The organism is Pseudomonas sp. JY-Q (genome assembly GCF_001655295.1).
In the GTDB taxonomy this organism is placed as follows: domain Bacteria; phylum Pseudomonadota; class Gammaproteobacteria; order Pseudomonadales; family Pseudomonadaceae; genus Aquipseudomonas; species Aquipseudomonas alloputida.
The window spans coordinates 2,072,850-2,087,276 of the sequence record NZ_CP011525.1; the positions used below are offsets into that span (position 1 = coordinate 2,072,850).

Annotated in this window: 15 protein-coding genes and 2 pseudogenes; 8 read left to right on the plus strand and 9 right to left on the minus strand. The window is 61.7% G+C overall.

Annotation, left to right across the window (positions count from 1 at the left end; all coding sequences use genetic code 11):
* Window positions 1-36 precede the first annotated feature (36 nt).
* Window positions 37-1,389 carry a two-component system sensor histidine kinase CinS gene (gene cinS / locus AA098_RS09250; RefSeq protein ID WP_033726881.1) on the minus strand — a complete coding sequence of 451 codons (1,353 nt, stop codon included), beginning with the start codon at window positions 1,387-1,389 and terminating at the stop codon, window positions 37-39.
* Window positions 1,386-2,066, minus strand: a complete 681-nt coding sequence (gene cinR, locus AA098_RS09255) for a two-component system response regulator CinR (protein WP_020193569.1) — start codon at window positions 2,064-2,066, stop codon at window positions 1,386-1,388. Before cinR ends, cinS begins: the two co-directional genes overlap by 4 nt.
* A 201-nt stretch (window positions 2,067-2,267) precedes the next feature.
* Between cinR and AA098_RS09260 the strand changes: the two genes are divergently transcribed.
* Entirely contained in the window at window positions 2,268-2,795 is a 528-nt protein-coding gene (locus AA098_RS09260) for a plastocyanin/azurin family copper-binding protein (RefSeq protein WP_064614107.1), read from the plus strand.
* A gap of 68 nt (window positions 2,796-2,863) precedes the next feature.
* On the plus strand, window positions 2,864-3,694 hold the full coding sequence (queF, locus tag AA098_RS09265; protein ID WP_004576985.1) for an NADPH-dependent 7-cyano-7-deazaguanine reductase QueF: 831 nt from the start codon (window positions 2,864-2,866) through the stop codon (window positions 3,692-3,694).
* A gap of 32 nt (window positions 3,695-3,726) precedes the next feature.
* Here the strand turns inward: queF and AA098_RS09270 are convergent, their stop codons facing one another.
* Together AA098_RS09270 and AA098_RS09275 are read right to left on the minus strand one after the other, a co-directional pair.
* The gene (locus tag AA098_RS09270) at window positions 3,727-3,990 is read right to left on the minus strand and encodes a DUF4404 family protein (RefSeq protein WP_003248815.1); all 264 of its coding nucleotides are present in this window, start codon (window positions 3,988-3,990) and stop codon (window positions 3,727-3,729) included.
* Window positions 3,991-4,112: 122 nt separating this feature from the next.
* On the minus strand, window positions 4,113-4,676 hold the full coding sequence (locus AA098_RS09275) for a hypothetical protein (RefSeq protein ID WP_004576983.1): 564 nt from the start codon (window positions 4,674-4,676) through the stop codon (window positions 4,113-4,115).
* A 201-nt stretch (window positions 4,677-4,877) separates the two neighbouring features.
* On the opposite strand from AA098_RS09275, the gene AA098_RS09280 reads away from it, so the two are divergent.
* Window positions 4,878-5,585 (plus strand): VacJ family lipoprotein, encoded by a 708-nt coding sequence (locus AA098_RS09280; protein ID WP_064614109.1) that lies wholly within the window; start codon window positions 4,878-4,880, stop codon window positions 5,583-5,585.
* Window positions 5,586-5,619: 34 nt separating this feature from the next.
* On the opposite strand, the gene AA098_RS09285 is transcribed toward AA098_RS09280, so the two are convergent.
* Window positions 5,620-5,919 (minus strand): PilZ domain-containing protein, encoded by a 300-nt coding sequence (locus tag AA098_RS09285; RefSeq protein ID WP_003248821.1) that lies wholly within the window; start codon window positions 5,917-5,919, stop codon window positions 5,620-5,622.
* A 270-nt stretch (window positions 5,920-6,189) separates the two neighbouring features.
* Between AA098_RS09285 and rssB the strand changes: the two genes are divergently transcribed.
* Window positions 6,190-7,371, plus strand: coding sequence for a two-component system response regulator RssB (rssB, locus tag AA098_RS09290; RefSeq protein WP_003248822.1), 1,182 nt, complete (start codon window positions 6,190-6,192; stop codon window positions 7,369-7,371).
* Window positions 7,368-7,850, plus strand: a complete 483-nt coding sequence (gene rssC, locus AA098_RS09295; RefSeq protein WP_003248823.1) for an anti-sigma factor antagonist RssC — start codon at window positions 7,368-7,370, stop codon at window positions 7,848-7,850. The genes rssB and rssC overlap by 4 nt, the downstream gene beginning before the upstream one ends.
* A gap of 148 nt (window positions 7,851-7,998) precedes the next feature.
* Here rssC and AA098_RS09300 read toward each other — a convergent pair whose 3' ends face one another.
* The 3 genes from AA098_RS09300 to dusA form a co-directional block, all read right to left on the minus strand.
* On the minus strand, window positions 7,999-9,849 hold the full coding sequence (locus AA098_RS09300; RefSeq protein WP_064614111.1) for an alkaline phosphatase D family protein: 1,851 nt from the start codon (window positions 9,847-9,849) through the stop codon (window positions 7,999-8,001).
* Window positions 9,850-10,028: 179 nt separating this feature from the next.
* Window positions 10,029-10,955, minus strand: coding sequence for a transaldolase (gene tal / locus AA098_RS09305; protein ID WP_020190071.1), 927 nt, complete (start codon window positions 10,953-10,955; stop codon window positions 10,029-10,031).
* 156 nt (window positions 10,956-11,111) lie between these two features.
* Window positions 11,112-12,122 carry a tRNA dihydrouridine(20/20a) synthase DusA gene (gene dusA / locus AA098_RS09310; protein ID WP_064614113.1) on the minus strand — a complete coding sequence of 337 codons (1,011 nt, stop codon included), beginning with the start codon at window positions 12,120-12,122 and terminating at the stop codon, window positions 11,112-11,114.
* A 251-nt stretch (window positions 12,123-12,373) separates the two neighbouring features.
* Between dusA and AA098_RS30150 the strand changes: the two are divergent.
* Window positions 12,374-12,527: pseudogene (locus tag AA098_RS30150) on the plus strand (site-specific integrase); the annotation flags it as partial.
* Window positions 12,528-12,610: 83 nt separating this feature from the next.
* Window positions 12,611-12,919 carry a chorismate mutase gene (locus tag AA098_RS09315; protein WP_014859670.1) on the plus strand — a complete coding sequence of 103 codons (309 nt, stop codon included), beginning with the start codon at window positions 12,611-12,613 and terminating at the stop codon, window positions 12,917-12,919.
* Window positions 12,920-12,964: 45 nt separating this feature from the next.
* Here the strand turns inward: AA098_RS09315 and AA098_RS09320 are convergent.
* Window positions 12,965-13,484 (minus strand): annotated as a pseudogene (locus AA098_RS09320) (LysE family translocator); the annotation flags it as partial.
* A 91-nt stretch (window positions 13,485-13,575) separates the two neighbouring features.
* Here AA098_RS09320 and AA098_RS29145 point away from each other — a divergent pair.
* A complete protein-coding gene (locus AA098_RS29145; protein ID WP_156747518.1) occupies window positions 13,576-14,049 on the plus strand; it encodes a hypothetical protein in 474 nt (157 codons plus the stop codon).
* Window positions 14,050-14,427: the final 378 nt, after the last annotated feature.

Genomic DNA, 14,427 nt, shown 5'->3' on the forward strand with positions numbered 1-14,427 from the left:
TTGCCTGAGATCCTGGGGGCGTAAAGCGCCCCAGGGTTACCGATCTTGAGCGAACTCGATCACGAATCGGGTCCACCCACCCTCGCACTCCGCCCGTATGCACCCGCCATGGGCCTGCACGATCGACCGGGTAATTGCCAAGCCCAACCCCGCATGCTCGCTGCTGCCTTCCCGCCGCGCCGGGTCCACCCGGTAGAAGCGGTCGAAAAGCCGCGGTAGAGCGGCCGGGTCGATAGCCAGCCCGGTATTGGCCACGTTGATCGTCGGCCCCGGCCCCAGGGTTACCTTGATCTGTCCTCCTGCCGGGGTAAAACGCATGGCGTTGTCCAGCAGGTTGGACAGCGCCCGGCGCAGCATATGCCGGTCACCGTGCAGTACGGCTTCACCCTCGCGCAGCATCTGCACGTCGTTGTCTTCTGCCAGAGGCGCGTAGTACTCCAGCAGCGCATCCACCTCGTCATGCAGCGTCAAAGGCGCGTGCCCCGGTACCAGAAGGCCGTGGTCGGCCTTGGCCAGAAACAGCATGTCGTTGATCATCTGCGCCATCCATTGCAGTTCTTCCAGGTTGCCATGCAGCGCCTCTCGGTATTCTTCGAGGCTGCGTGGGCGGGTGAGGGTGACCTGGGTGTGGGTCAGCAGGTTGGACAGCGGCGTACGCAACTCGTGGGCGATATCGGCCGAGAACGCTGACAGGCGCTGGAAGGCATCGTCCAGGCGCTGCAGCATCGCGTTCATGCTGCTGGCCAGCTCGGCCAACTCTTCGGGCATCTGCGCCACCGGCAGACGGGTGGTGAGCGAACGCGCTGACACGCTGGCGGCCACCTGGCCCATCTGCCGCAATGGGCGCAGGCCGCTGCGGGCGGCCCAGGCACCCAGTAGTGCGGTGGTTAGCGCCGACAGGCCGACCGTCAGCCAGATCAGCCGTTGCATGCCCTGCAGGAAGTGCTGGTGGTGGGTGATGTCGAGGTACAGGGTCAGTCGCGGCGACTGCATGGCGCCCTGTTTCAGGGGCACGGACAGGCTGCGGTAGTCGATGCCTTGCGCATGCAGGGTGGCCAGCCCGGTGGCCAGCGCTGCTTGCGGCAGCCCGCTGCGGCTTTCGAACCAGGTGGCGCCATTGCTGGCGCTGATACGCAAGGCCAAGTCGGCCTGGTGACTCAGTTCATCGCGCAGGGCAGGCAGGCGGGCCTGAAGCTCATCAGCCGTGCTGACATCAGCCAGTTGCGTACGAAACAAGGACAGGCGCGAGTCCAGCAGTTGTTGGTCAAGTTCGACGAAGTGCTGCTCGCTGGCCCGGCTGAATAGCAGGCCGGCGCCTAGCGAGACGGTGGCCGTGCAGGCGGCGAACAGCAGGGCCAGGCGGCTGCCGAGGGAAATCCGGCGCATCACTCGGTGCGCTCTTCGAGTACGTAACCCATGCCGCGTACGGTGTGGATCAGCTTGTTGGGGTGCGGGTCGTCGATTTTCAGGCGCAGGCGGCGGATGGCCACTTCGATCACATTGGTGTCGCTGTCGAAGTTCATGTCCCACACCTGCGAGGCGATCAGCGATTTTGGCAGCACCTCACCCTGGCGGCGCAGCAGCAGCTCAAGGAGTGAGAACTCCTTGGCGGTCAGGTCGATGCGCAGCCCGGCGCGCTCGGCGCGGCGTCGGATCAGGTCCAGGCGCAGGTCGGCCAGGCTCAGGGTCGTGTCCTGGCTCGGGCTGGTGCCACGGCGCAGCAGGCTGCGTACCCGGGCCAGCAGTTCGGAAAAGGCGAACGGCTTGACCAGGTAGTCGTCGGCGCCCAGTTCCAGGCCATGCACGCGATCCTCGACGGCGTCGCGGGCGGTCAGGAACAGCACTGGCGTATCCAGGCCTGCCTGGCGCACGGCCTGAAGAATCTGCCAGCCGTCGCGGCCAGGCAGCATCACGTCGAGGATCAGCAGGTCGTGGTCGCCGGTCAGGGCGAGGAACTGGCCGGTCTCGCCATCGGTAGCCAACTCGGTGGCAAAGCCGGCCTCGCTCAGGCCTTGGCTCAGGTACTGGCCGGTGCGGGCCTGGTCTTCGACGATCAGCAGTTTCATGCACTGTCCATATTCTGAAAGGTTGTGCGTAGCCTATGGCGTCGCTTTACTGCTAGCACAGGGGCAATGGGATGGGTGAAATGATACGTGACGATGTGCCGGCCCGCCCAAGCTGACAAAGTTGTAATGTGCCTGTCAGGTAACTGCCAGTCGCCCCCGGCTAATGTGGCTTAATCCCGATTGTGTAACCCCGGAGTCATCATGAAACACCTGTTCATTGCCGCCACCCTTATCCTGGGCAGCCTGCCGGCTTTCGCTGGCCAGGCGCAGAGCTTCGCCTTTGGCGAGCCTGCCCCGGCGGCCCAGGCCACTCGCACGGTCAACGTGGTGCTCAAGGACATCGCCTTCGAGCCAAAAAGCCTGCAGGTAAAAGCCGGCGAGACGGTGCGTTTCGTGCTGGTCAACGAGGGCAAGCTGCCGCACGAATTCAACCTGGGCGACAAGGCCATGCATGCCGAACACCAGAAGGAAATGGTCGCCATGCAAGGCAAGATGTTCACCCAGGCGATGAACCACGAAGGCATGGATCACGGCAAGATGATGAACCACGGCCAAATGATGGACCATGGTGACGGCCATGGTCACGGGGGTGGCAACACTGTGATGGTCATGCCCGGCCAGCGCACCGAGCTGACCTGGACCTTCCGCCAATCGGCGCCCATCGAGTTTGCCTGCAACGTGCCGGGGCATTATCAGGCGGGTATGGTGGGGGCATTGACCATTGAGTGACTGGCCCTGCAAGGCAGTGTGCAAAACCGGTAGACTAGGGGCATTTTCGAACCTCTAGGTCAGTTTCCATGCATCCCGCTGCCGAACATTCCCCGCTGGGCAAGTCCAGCGAATACATCGCCACCTACTCCCCGGAGCAGTTGTTCCCGATCCCGCGTACTGCCAAGTGGGCCGAGCTGGGCGTCACTGCACAGACCTTGCCCTGGCTGGGGGTGGATTTCTGGAACTGCTTCGAGCTGAGCTGGTTGCTGCCTTCGGGCAAGCCGGTGGTGGCGATCGGCGAGTTCGCCATCCCGGCGGACTCGCCAAACATCATCGAGTCCAAGTCATTCAAGCTGTACCTCAACTCGCTGAACCAGACGGTGTTCGCCTCGCTGGACGCGTTGCAGGCATGCCTGGAAAAAGACCTGTCCGCCGCTGCCGGCAAGCCGGTGGGGGTGAAGGTGCGCACTTTGGCCGAGGTTGAAGCCCAGGGTGTGGTGGCGTTACCGGGGCAGTGCATCGATGCACTGGATGTGGCCATCAGCAACTACGAGCAGCCGCAGCCAGAGCTGTTGCGCTGCGACCCGGCGCGGGTGGTGGAAGAAACCTTGCACAGCCATCTGCTGAAGTCCAACTGCCCGGTCACCGGCCAGCCGGATTGGGGTAGCGTGGTGGTTGAGTACAAGGGCAGGGCGCTGGACCACGCCAGCCTGCTGACCTACCTGATCAGCTTCCGTCAGCATGCCGACTTCCATGAGCAGTGTGTGGAACGGATTTACCTGGACTTGAAGAATCTGCTGCAGCCGGAGCACCTGACGGTCTATGCACGTTATGTGCGCCGCGGTGGGCTGGACATCAACCCGTATCGCAGCACCGGGGCGATCAGCCCGGATAACAAACGCCTGGTTCGGCAGTAATACAGGGGGGCCGCTTAGCGGCCCCCGCTATTTCAGATCCCCATGCTGTGCAGTGAGTTGGCAATGCTGCGCAGGGTGGCAGTGAGGTCGGGGTGGTCGGCCTCGAAGCGCTCGATTGCCAGGTTCACGCCGTCCACCAGGTTGTTGTCTGGCGTGGCTTCCTCAAGTTTCAGTTGCGCCTCGATCTGGCGCGCCTCTTCGTGCAGGGCGGCCAGCTCTTCTTCCGAAAGCGGTACGTTGCGGTCCAGTTGCTCGCGCAAGCTGTTCAGGCGCTCTTGCAATTCGCGGGCAGGCATTGGCTATTCTCCATCAATGGCTTGGCAAGCCATGGACCTCGGCGGCGTGGCAAAGGTTCTGGCCTGTCTTCAGGGTAATCTACCTGCTGGTGATTTGCATGATCCGCGTCAAGGCTGCTGTATCAGGGTTTTTCACCCTTGCGCCGGCGCTGGGCGATGTCCACCAGGCAGGTGTCCAGCGCTTCCAGATGGTCGATCACCGAGTGCACGCCCAGGCTGAACAGCGCCAGTGTCGCCTTGCTGCGCGCCAGATCCTGCTCTTGCGGGCTCATGGCTTGCCATTGTGTAGAAGTGCGGTCGCATAACGGGCTGCAGGCGGCCAGGCCTACTGTCCACAAGCCGGCGTTAAGGCCAGACTGCAGCAGGCGCGGATCGCCGCTGACCAATACGCAGCCATCCAGGCGCTCGCTGTCCAGCGCCATCAGTGCCTGCCAGCAAGCGTTCGGCGCTGGCCAGCGCACGCCATTGACCGTATGCCCTGGCAGCCAGTCGGGCAGCACATGGGCCAGGCGCTCGCTTTGCGCGGTATTGAGGTCATCCACCCAGATGCACGGCACTTGGCGCTGACGCAGGCTGGCAAGCGTGGCCAGGGCGCCGGGGGCGGGTGATGGCGCGCCATGGGTAGCCTGCACCAGGCAGCCGCGCAAGCCGAACAGCACAGCAGTGAAGGCGGGCGCAGTGTCCATGGCAACTTCCCCCAAATGGTTCGAAGGCTATGCGTTGATTGTTACCGTCTTGTGACATCGGCCGCTGCGCAACAGTTGTTCACAAAATATTCAGCAAAAATGTGTAAGGCTGTTTATCAGCCCGCAAGTCTCTATACTGCCGCCTTAACAGCAGCGCCACCTGTTGCGCTTGCGGCCGAGAAATTCGATGGAGAAACATCTATGCGTAGGATCGGTGCCAGTGTGATCGAACGAGTCACCCAGGCCTGTGTCTGCGCCAGCATGCTGCTGGCGCCCGTGGCAGCCACCCAGGCCGCCACCGAGGAAGATCCCTGGGAAGCGGTCAACCGCCCGATCTTCCGCTTCAACGATACCCTCGACACCTATGCCCTCAAACCATTGGCCAAGGGCTACCAAGCGGTCACTCCACAGTTCCTCGAAGATGGCATCCACAACATCTTTCGCAACCTGGGGGACGTGACCAACCTCGCCAACGACGTGCTGCAGTTCAAGCCGCATGCGGCGGGCGTGGATACGGCGCGGTTGATCGTCAACACCACCTTCGGCCTGGGTGGCTTCTTCGATGTGGGTACCAAGATGGGCCTGCAGCGCAACGACGAGGACTTTGGCCAGACCCTGGGCTACTGGGGTGTGCCGAGCGGGCCGTATGTGGTCATCCCGCTGCTGGGCCCAAGCACCGTGCGTGACGGTGTGGCCAAGTACCCGGACACCTATACCAAACCCTATCGCTATATCGACCACGTGCCTACGCGCAACTCGATCTTTGCGCTGGACGTGATCGACACCCGCGCCAGCCTGCTCTCGGCCGAAAAGCTGATTCAGGGTGACAAGTACATCTTCATTCGTAATGCCTACCTGCAAAACCGCGAGTTCAAGGTGAAGGATGGCGAGGTCGAAGACGACTTCTGATCTGTGAACCTGGGGCCGCAAAGCGGTCTCAGGATCAATGCATGGCCAGAATCCGCAGCCCGAACTTCTGCTGCCCGCCCGGCTGGTCGGCAATCCATACCACTTCGGTGCTGGCATGCAGCCCCTTCAGCGCCGGATGGTCGGAGTCGATCCGTACCTCGATCAGATCACCCACCAGAAAGCGCTGCGGCGCCTGTACCTGCATGCCGCCGCTGGACAGGTCCAGGCACACCGCCGCAATGACCTGGCCTTCGTGCAAAAGGCTGACCTCGGTGTCGATGCGCATGCGAATGAAGTCGCGTTTTTCGCTATGGCTGGAGGGCGTGTGGGGCATGCTGCATCCTTCCCGTCGGGTTGCGCTGGTCGACTTTCTTATAACTCCCGGTGATTTGCCCTGTAAAGAGCGGCGAGGTCGACCCCAGCATGCTTGAAACCCCTGCCGGATGGGAGTACCGTCTGCGCCTTACAAGGTACCTCTGACAGTTGCCGGGCAGGTGTTCTTGTCCTACAACTCAAGTAGAGTGTGACCATAAAGAATTCCCGTAGCTGGCCGTCTGCCTTGCCGACACCGCTGCACCAACCTAAATCGGCGCCGTTCGCCCACATGCAGAAAACCAGTGCAACGCTGCTGATCATCGATGACGACGACGTGGTCCGTGCCAGCCTCGCCGCCTACCTTGAAGACAGTGGTTTCAGCGTCCTCCAGGCCAGTAATGGCCAGCAGGGGCTTCAGGTCTTCGAAGAACACCAGCCCGACCTCGTGATCTGCGATCTGCGCATGCCGCAGATGGGCGGCCTCGAACTGATCCGTCAGGTCAGCGAGCGTGCGCCGCAGTTGCCGGTGATCGTGGTGTCCGGTGCCGGCGTCATGAGTGATGCGGTGGAAGCGTTGCGCCTGGGCGCCGCCGACTACCTCATCAAGCCGCTGGAAGACCTGGCCGTACTCGAGCATTCGGTGCGCCGCGCCCTCGACCGCTCGCGCCTTGTGCTGGAAAACCAGCGCTACCGCGACAAGCTCGAAGCCGCCAACCGTGAACTGGAGGCTAGCCTGCACCTGTTGCAGGAGGACCAGACCGCCGGTCGCCAGGTGCAGATGAACATGTTGCCGGAAAGCCCCTGGGTGGCCGGTGAGTTCGCCTTCGAGCACCAGATCATCCCGTCGTTGTACCTATCGGGTGATTTTGTCGATTATTTCCGCGTGGACGAGCGGCGCATTGCTTTCTACCTCGCCGATGTATCCGGGCATGGGGCGTCGTCGGCCTTTGTCACCGTGCTGTTGAAATTCATGACCACGCGCCTCATGTTCGAGCTCAAACGCAGCAGGATGCGTGAGTTCAAGCCGTCTGAAGTGCTCAGCCACATCAACCGCGGCCTGATCAACAGCAAGCTGGGCAAGCACGTCACCATGGTCGGCGGGGTGATCGACGAAGAGTCCGGCCTGCTGACCTACGCTGTCGGCGGCCATTTGCCGTTGCCGGTACTGTATACCCCCGAGCATTGCCGCTACCTGGAAGGCCGCGGCCTGCCGGTGGGGTTGTTCGATGAGGCCACCTACCAGGACCTGGTGGTGGAGCTGCCCCCGCAGTTCAGCCTCAGCCTGATGTCCGATGGCATTCTGGACCTTTTGCCGGGTGATACGCTCAAAGATAAAGAAGCCGCCTTGCCGGAGATCGTCAAGGCAGCAGGTGGCAGTCTGGATGGGCTGCGTCAACGATTTGGATTGGCTACGCTTGGGGAGATGCCGGATGATATCGCCCTATTGGTGTTGAGCAGGAACCTTCAATGAGTACCGGTAGAATTCAGTTCGCCGAGCAGAGCGGTACCTTCGTACTGAAATTCGTTGGTGAAGTGCGCCTGACCCTGTGTTCGGCGCTGGATGCGACGATCGAGAAGATTTTCACTGCGCTGAACTTCTCGGCGATTGTCATCGACCTGACTGAAACCGAGAGTATCGACAGCACCACACTGGGCCTGCTGGCGAAGCTGTCGATCCTGTCGCGGCAGAAGGTGGGCCTGCTGCCGACGGTGGTGACTACCAATCCGGACATTTCACGGCTATTGCAGTCGATGGGCTTCGATCAGGTGTTCAACATTGTCGATCGGCCGATACCCTGCACCGATTGCCTGACCGACTTGCCGTCGCAGGACCAGAATGAAGAGGTGGTGCGCTCCAAGGTGCTGGAGGCGCACAAGATCCTCATGGGCCTGAATGACTCCAACCGCGAAGCCTTCCATGATCTGGTCAATGCGCTGGAGCGGGGCTGATCTCTGGCCTGTGCCGGCCTCTTCGCGGGTAAAACCGCCCCTACGACGGCCTGCGCCCAAACACCAATGTGTGTCCACCCCCAATCAGGTGTAGGAGCGGGTTTACCCGCGAAGAGGCCGGCACAGGCTGTAAAAACTCTGAATCTCACTACGCCCGGTTTTTAAACTCTGTAGCCTCACCCCCGCCCGCATCCAGCTGGTACACCCGCGCCGGCCGCCCCTGTTCATCAAAAAACACCTGTCCCAGCCCGGCACCATTCCACAACCGTTCCCCCGCCTTGCTATGGTTCGGCGTGCGCGGCACCACTTCCATCTCCCGCCGCTTGGTAAACCAGTTGAGCGGCGAGCGCGGCGCATACAACCAGCGGTTGAGCCGGTCGAGCACATCCAGCAAACGCCGGGGGAACTCGTTCTTGATTCCGCTGCTGGTCACCTGCCACAAGTGCGGGCTGCGCTGGCGGTGGCGAATCAGCACCTCATACACGAACGAGTAATGCACATCTCCCGACAGCACCACGTAGTGCCCCGGCGTGCGCGAGTGGCGGAAGATATTGAGGATGACCTGCGCTGCACCGCGGTGGGCCATCCAGTTCTCGGCATCCACCAGCAGCGGGTAGCCCAGCCAGCTGAACACCTTCTGCACCGTCTCGATCAGCTTCACCCCGAAAATCGGCGCAGGCGACACGATGACTGCCGAGGGATGATCGAGCAGTGCTTGCTGCAATTCACTCAGCGCTTCCCAGTCCAGCAGGCCGGACGGCTTGGCCAGGTTACTTTCGCTGCGCCAGCGGCGGGTGCGGGTATCCAGTACCAGCAGCGGTGGTTGTGTAGGCAGGCTGAACTGCCAACCCTGGAAGCGCAGCAGCTCGCCAATCAGCTCATCCTGGTTCTGGCGGGTCAGCACCTGGCACTGTTCGATCAGCGGATTGCAACCGTCCGGGTTGTTGCCCCAGGCCTGGCAGAGCAGGTAGCCGAGCAAGGCGTTGCCAATGATCCTTCGCGAGAATGGGTGGCCGTAGGCCGTTTCCTCCCACTGCGCCGAGAGGTTCCAGTCGTCCGTGATGTCGTGGTCGTCGAAGATCATCAGGCAGGGCAGGTGGGCCATCACCCGCGCCACCTGACCGAGATTGTCGGCAAACCCCTGGATCAGCGGCAGCTCTTGCTGGTATCGGGCTTGATGCTCGTCGCTGAGCCCGCTGGGGATGCCCAGGTCCACCAGCTGCCAGGGCACCGGCGACCACACCAACAGGTACATGGCCATGACTTCGGCGAAGGTCACCAGGTGGTTGTCGGCGTTGCTGGACGAGAAGATCGGCTTGCGCTTGCCGCCGAAAAAACGCTCGCGCAGGGTGTCGTTGCGTTCCAGCGCCGGCAGCAGGTCGGCGCGGTGGTAGTAGCTGGCCGGGTGCTGGTACAGCGCCTGGCTGTCGGCTACCACCGCACCTTCCAGTTGCTCGTCGAACAAGCCCAGGCGCGAGATCAGGCTATGGATGGCGCGCAGCATGGGGCCAGCGACATCGTCGGCGTAAACCTGGTCGCCCGTCATCACTAGCACGGCGGGGCGGTCTTCGGGCTTCTTGCACCCTTGCAGCAGCCGGTCGGCGCACAGCAGGCCGTCGGCAGCAGGGTGGTGCGGCTTGCGGCAGGAACCGTGCAGCAAATGGTCGAGGCGCTCACGCAGCACCAGGCTCGGGCGTGGGTTGCCGGGGTAGAGTAGGTGTGGGGCCCAGTCGGCGATACCCTGGCCATTGATCAGCAGGTCGTAGTCGAGCAGCTGGTTGCAGGGCAGGGGGCTGGCGAATTGGATGTCCAGCAGGTGAACGTAGGCATGCCGGCCAATCGGCACCACTTGGCAATCGACTTGGGCCTCGCTTGCCAGGCAGACGAACTCGGGCTGCAGTGGTTGGGTAGTGACCAGCCAGACGGCCAGACGCTGGGGTTCCAGGCGGCGCAGTACCGGGCCGGCGAGAACGAGGGGCAACGGGTTAGGGGAGGTCATCGACAGCTCGGGTGGCTATGGCGGCCTGTTCGCGGGCAAGCCCGCCCTTACATCGATCGGTGTAGGAGCGGGCTTGCCCGCGAACAGGCCCGAGAATTCAATACACAACTAAGGCGTGGCAAACAAAACGGGCGAAAAATACTGAACACTTCCCGCCCGTCAGGCAAACACGAACTGTATCAGGCCTTTTCAGCCATCAACTTCTCCAGCTTTTCCTGGTCCCGCGCAAACTGGCGGATACCTTCGGCCAGTTTCTCGGTGCCCATGGCGTCTTCGTTCATCGCCCAGCGGAACTGGCTTTCGTTCAGGTGCTGCTTGGCTTCACCGGCGTTGCCCGGTTTCAGCACCTGCGGCAACTCACCCTGGTCATCGCTGAGCTGCTGCAGCAGCTCGGGGCTGATGGTCAGGCGGTCACAGCCGGCCAGTTGTTCGATCTGGCCGATATTGCGGAAGCTGGCGCCCATGACCACGGTGTTGTAACCATTGGCCTTGTAGTAGTTGTAGATGCGCGTAACCGACTGCACGCCTGGGTCCTCGGCGCCCACGTATTCCTGGCCGGTACTCTTCTTGTACCAGTCGTAGATACGGCCCACGAACGGCGAAATCAAAAACACCCCGGCATCGGCACAAGCCTGGGCCTGGGCGAAGGAGAACAGCAGGGTAAGGTTGGTCTGAATGCCTTCCTTCTCCAGCTGCTCGGCGGCGCGAATGCCTTCCCAGGTGGAGGCCAGCTTGATCAGAACACGCTCTTTTGCCACTCCGGCCGCCTCGTACAGGGCGATCAGCTGACGAGCCTTGTTCAGCAGGGCTGGCTCATCGAACGACAGGCGTGCATCCACCTCGGTGGAGATTCGCCCCGGGATGACCTTGAGAATGCCCGAGCCTACCGCCACCGCAAACTTGTCGCAGGCCAGGTCGACATTACCCTTGGCGTCGGCCTTCACCTGTTTCAGCAGGTCGGCGTAGCCCGGGATGGCAGCAGCCTTGAGCAGCAGTGACGGGTTGGTGGTGGCATCGACCGGCTTCAGGCGGGTGATGGCGTCCAGGTCCCCGGTGTCGGCGACCACGGTGGTGAACTGCTTGAGTTGTTCCAGCTTGGAGGTCATGGGCGTGCTCTGTCCTGTGCATTTACTCGACATTACCCGAGCCCCGACAGCCGCTCAAGGGCCGCCGAAACCCTGCGGACCCGCTGGCCCGCACAGGGCTGTACGAAAGGTGAAGATTCGAGTCGCAAGCAAGCCCGAGGTTCCCTCCCTCTGAGGTCACCGCCCCTGCAACAACTCCACGGCCTGGTCAAACACCGCCAAGGGTTCGGCCGCCTTGTGAATGTCTGCCGACAGCAACTGGCGGAAGCGCCGCGCCCCTTTGAATCCTTGGGCCAGCCCCAGAATATGCCGGGTAACGTGGTGCATCGCACCGCCACTTTCCATATGCGTCACGATGTAAGGCCGCAGTTGCGCCAATGCCTCGCTACGGCTGACCACCGGCGCATCGCTGCCAAACAGTTGCTGGTCCACCTCGGCCAGCAGATAAGGGTTGTGATACGCCTCGCGCCCCAGCATCACGCCATCGAAGGTTTCAAGGTGTGCCTGGCATTCGTCCAGGGTCTTGATCCCGCCGTTGAGCACGATCTCCAGGTCCGGGAAGTCCCTCTTCAACTGCGCTGCGATGTCATAGCGCAGCGGCGGGATCTCGCGGTTCTCTTTCGGCGACAGCCCTTCGAGAATCGCGATGCGTGCATGCACGGTAAAACTCCGGCAGCCGGCCTCACGCACCTGGCCGACGAAGTCGCTCAGTTCGGCGTAGCTGTCACGGCCGTTGATACCAATGCGGTGCTTCACCGTGACAGGCGTCGATACGGCGTCACGCATGGCCTTCACGCAGTCGGCCACCAGCGCCGGGTGAGCCATCAGGCACGCGCCGATCATGTTGTTCTGCACCCGGTCGCTCGGGCAGCCAACGTTGAGGTTGACCTCATCGTAGCCCGCTTCTTCAGCCAGGCGCGCACACTCGGCCAGGTCGGCCGGCACACTGCCGCCCAGTTGCAGGGCCAACGGGTGCTCAGAAGCATCGTGGCGCAGGAAACGGTGGGCGTCGTTGTGCAGCAGGGCACCGGTGGTGACCATTTCGGTGTAGAGCAGGGTTTGCCGGGAGAGCAGGCGCAGGAAGAACCGGCAATGCCTGTCGGTCCAGTCCATCATAGGGGCAACGCTGAAGCGGCGTGACGGCTCAGGGCGCGTGGTTTGTGGCTTTGAAGCTGATTCTAGGGGCATTCTGGTCTACGCATTTATGCACCATTTTCCGGGGGCGTGTTGGGTTTGATAGTGGTGCGGGCTACCGCCGCCAAACACACTCGTACCACCGGAAATCATGGCAACGATCAGAGCAAGGAAAAAGGCCGATGGAATGGTTAGCTATACCGTCCAGATCCGCCTCAAGAAAAAGGGTGTCCTAGTCTACCAAAGGTCCCAGACATTCGCCCGCCAGCAGGCTGCTCAAGCCAGGGCGAAAGATGATTGGCGTGGACGATCTGCATTTTCACGACATGCGCCACGCAGGCGTGAGCTGGTTGTTCGATAAGGAGTGAGATATCCCGCGTGCATGCAGTGTTTCCGGTCATCGTGACGGGCCACTCGCTGCGGCGTTACACCCCTCTAAGGAGCGTGAAGCGAACCTAGCATAGAAGCTACACTGCACGACCCAGTCACCCACGACAGCCTGCTCCAATCCATCGCAGGCTCATGAAAAGGAAGTCAAGTAAATGGATGTACCTTGCACCTCTCTGGACGAAGTCCGTCAACGGATCGATGAAATCGACCGCAGCCTCGTTTCGCTTCTCGCCAAACGTGGAAGGCTTGTAACGCAAGCAGCGGGCTTCAAGAAAACCACCGATGATGTGCGTGCACCCGCTCGGGTCGAGCAAGTGATCAAGAAGGTTCGTGAGATGGCTGACGAAACCGGTGCCTCGGCTGAGGTGGTGGAACAGGTCTATCGGGCGATGATTTCGGCCTTCATCGCCGAGGAACTGAACACCCATGCGAAGCTGGCCGTCGAGGCTTCAGCATCGTGATGAAACGCGGGGCTCATACGCAGCCCCGCCGCTTTCTCCTGCTTGCTATCTCTGGCTCAACGCCGCAATCGAGACGCCAGACGCAACGAAGGTGAGGCCTGCGCCCACGTTCAGCCCATTCACCAGCCGTGGCCGCCGGTACAGGTAGCGAGACAGTCCCGTGGCGAAAATGCCCATCAAGGCAAACCCCAATGCCGTGAGTGCAGCGAACCACACGCCGTAAACCAACATCTGCACGCTGACCGACCCGCGTGCGGGGTCGACGAACTGGGGAATGAGCGCCAGCACGAACAAACCTGGCTTGGGGTTGAGCGCAGCCGAAAGCAGACCGGTCAGAAAAATGCTGGATAGCGATTGCCTGGACGCCGGCTGAAAGCTTATCAGGCTACGAGCGCGCAGCACCTTGATCCCTAGCCAGAGCAGATAGCCGGCAGAGCTTGATCACCCAAAATGCGAGCACCGAGGTTTGCATCAGTAGGGTAAGGCCTAACGAGGCGGCTGCAACGTGAAACAGAATGCCTGCGCCGGACGCCACGCCGGACACGGCCGCTGCGACGTTACCCTGGCAGTCTGTCGGAATGCTAGAACTTTGGTGGCTGTATCAGGTCCAATCTGCACTTTAGCCACCCACTCGCGCCTCCGGAGCCGAACAAAAAATGAAAAAACCTTTGGTTGCTGTCTTTGCTTGTGCATTGGCACTCGGGATGACGGCATTCTTGCCCGCCGATATCTCCCCGATCAGTTCCGCCTATGCCAAGGGTGGTGGCGGTGGCGGTGGCGGTGGCGGTGGCGGTGGCGGCGGCGGCGGTGGTCATGGCGGTGGCGGCGGACATGGCGGTGGAAACGGCGCCGGACATGGCGGTGGCATGGGAGGGCATAGTGGAAGCGGGAAGGGCCTTGGAAGTGATCACGCTGGAAAGGCGACCCGCGATCATGGGGTAAGCGGCAATCATTACGGAAGCTCGCGCAACAGCGACAACGGTCATGGCACCACCACCTCGGGTGTCGCTCACTCCAAGGACACTCGCGGTTTAGCCAAGTCCACGGCCATCTCTGGAACGACGCCAGGCGATCATAATTCGAAAGGCCTCAGCAACGCTGTCGGGTCTTCTTCAAAAAATGATCGATGATTTGACCACATCCATGCAGCACCGGCTTTAGCGTGCACGAAAGCCCAGCGTAGGCCGGGCTAAATGAATGGGTCACCCCCACACCCTGCGAGGGCTAAGCTTTCGCAGGGTGTTTTGTTTTGGAGGCCATCATCACGAGCGAGTCAGCACGGGTCGGGATCGATCTCGGTAAACACAGTTGCCACCGGCATGCCCAAGACACGTTGGGCCAAGCGGTGTTTCGCAAGCGGGTAGACGGCACGATCAGCCACACAGCCCCGATTCGCATCCCAAGTACAGGGGGCGCTTAGCTGGCGTAGCAAGTTTCTGATTGGCCAGGCCTGCGTTTTGCTGCTGCGCTCTGTGTCGTAGCGGCCATGCTTCAGGTCGTATCTGGAT

What these genes read in the sequence shown, in the direction of transcription:
- cinR (WP_020193569.1), bottom strand. Translation starts at nt 2,066, where the DNA reads ATGAAACTGCTGATCGTCGAAGACCAGGCCCGCACCGGCCAGTACCTG.
- AA098_RS09260 (WP_064614107.1), top strand. Translation starts at nt 2,268, where the DNA reads ATGAAACACCTGTTCATTGCCGCCACCCTTATCCTGGGCAGCCTGCCG.
- queF (WP_004576985.1), top strand. Translation starts at nt 2,864, where the DNA reads ATGCATCCCGCTGCCGAACATTCCCCGCTGGGCAAGTCCAGCGAATAC.
- AA098_RS09270 (WP_003248815.1), bottom strand. Translation starts at nt 3,990, where the DNA reads ATGCCTGCCCGCGAATTGCAAGAGCGCCTGAACAGCTTGCGCGAGCAA.
- AA098_RS09275 (WP_004576983.1), bottom strand. Translation starts at nt 4,676, where the DNA reads ATGGACACTGCGCCCGCCTTCACTGCTGTGCTGTTCGGCTTGCGCGGC.
- AA098_RS09280 (WP_064614109.1), top strand. Translation starts at nt 4,878, where the DNA reads ATGCGTAGGATCGGTGCCAGTGTGATCGAACGAGTCACCCAGGCCTGT.
- AA098_RS09285 (WP_003248821.1), bottom strand. Translation starts at nt 5,919, where the DNA reads ATGCCCCACACGCCCTCCAGCCATAGCGAAAAACGCGACTTCATTCGC.
- rssB (WP_003248822.1), top strand. Translation starts at nt 6,190, where the DNA reads ATGCAGAAAACCAGTGCAACGCTGCTGATCATCGATGACGACGACGTG.
- rssC (WP_003248823.1), top strand. Translation starts at nt 7,368, where the DNA reads ATGAGTACCGGTAGAATTCAGTTCGCCGAGCAGAGCGGTACCTTCGTA.
- AA098_RS09300 (WP_064614111.1), bottom strand. Translation starts at nt 9,849, where the DNA reads ATGACCTCCCCTAACCCGTTGCCCCTCGTTCTCGCCGGCCCGGTACTG.
- tal (WP_020190071.1), bottom strand. Translation starts at nt 10,955, where the DNA reads ATGACCTCCAAGCTGGAACAACTCAAGCAGTTCACCACCGTGGTCGCC.
- dusA (WP_064614113.1), bottom strand. Translation starts at nt 12,122, where the DNA reads ATGCCCCTAGAATCAGCTTCAAAGCCACAAACCACGCGCCCTGAGCCG.
- AA098_RS09315 (WP_014859670.1), top strand. Translation starts at nt 12,611, where the DNA reads ATGGATGTACCTTGCACCTCTCTGGACGAAGTCCGTCAACGGATCGAT.
- AA098_RS29145 (WP_156747518.1), top strand. Translation starts at nt 13,576, where the DNA reads ATGAAAAAACCTTTGGTTGCTGTCTTTGCTTGTGCATTGGCACTCGGG.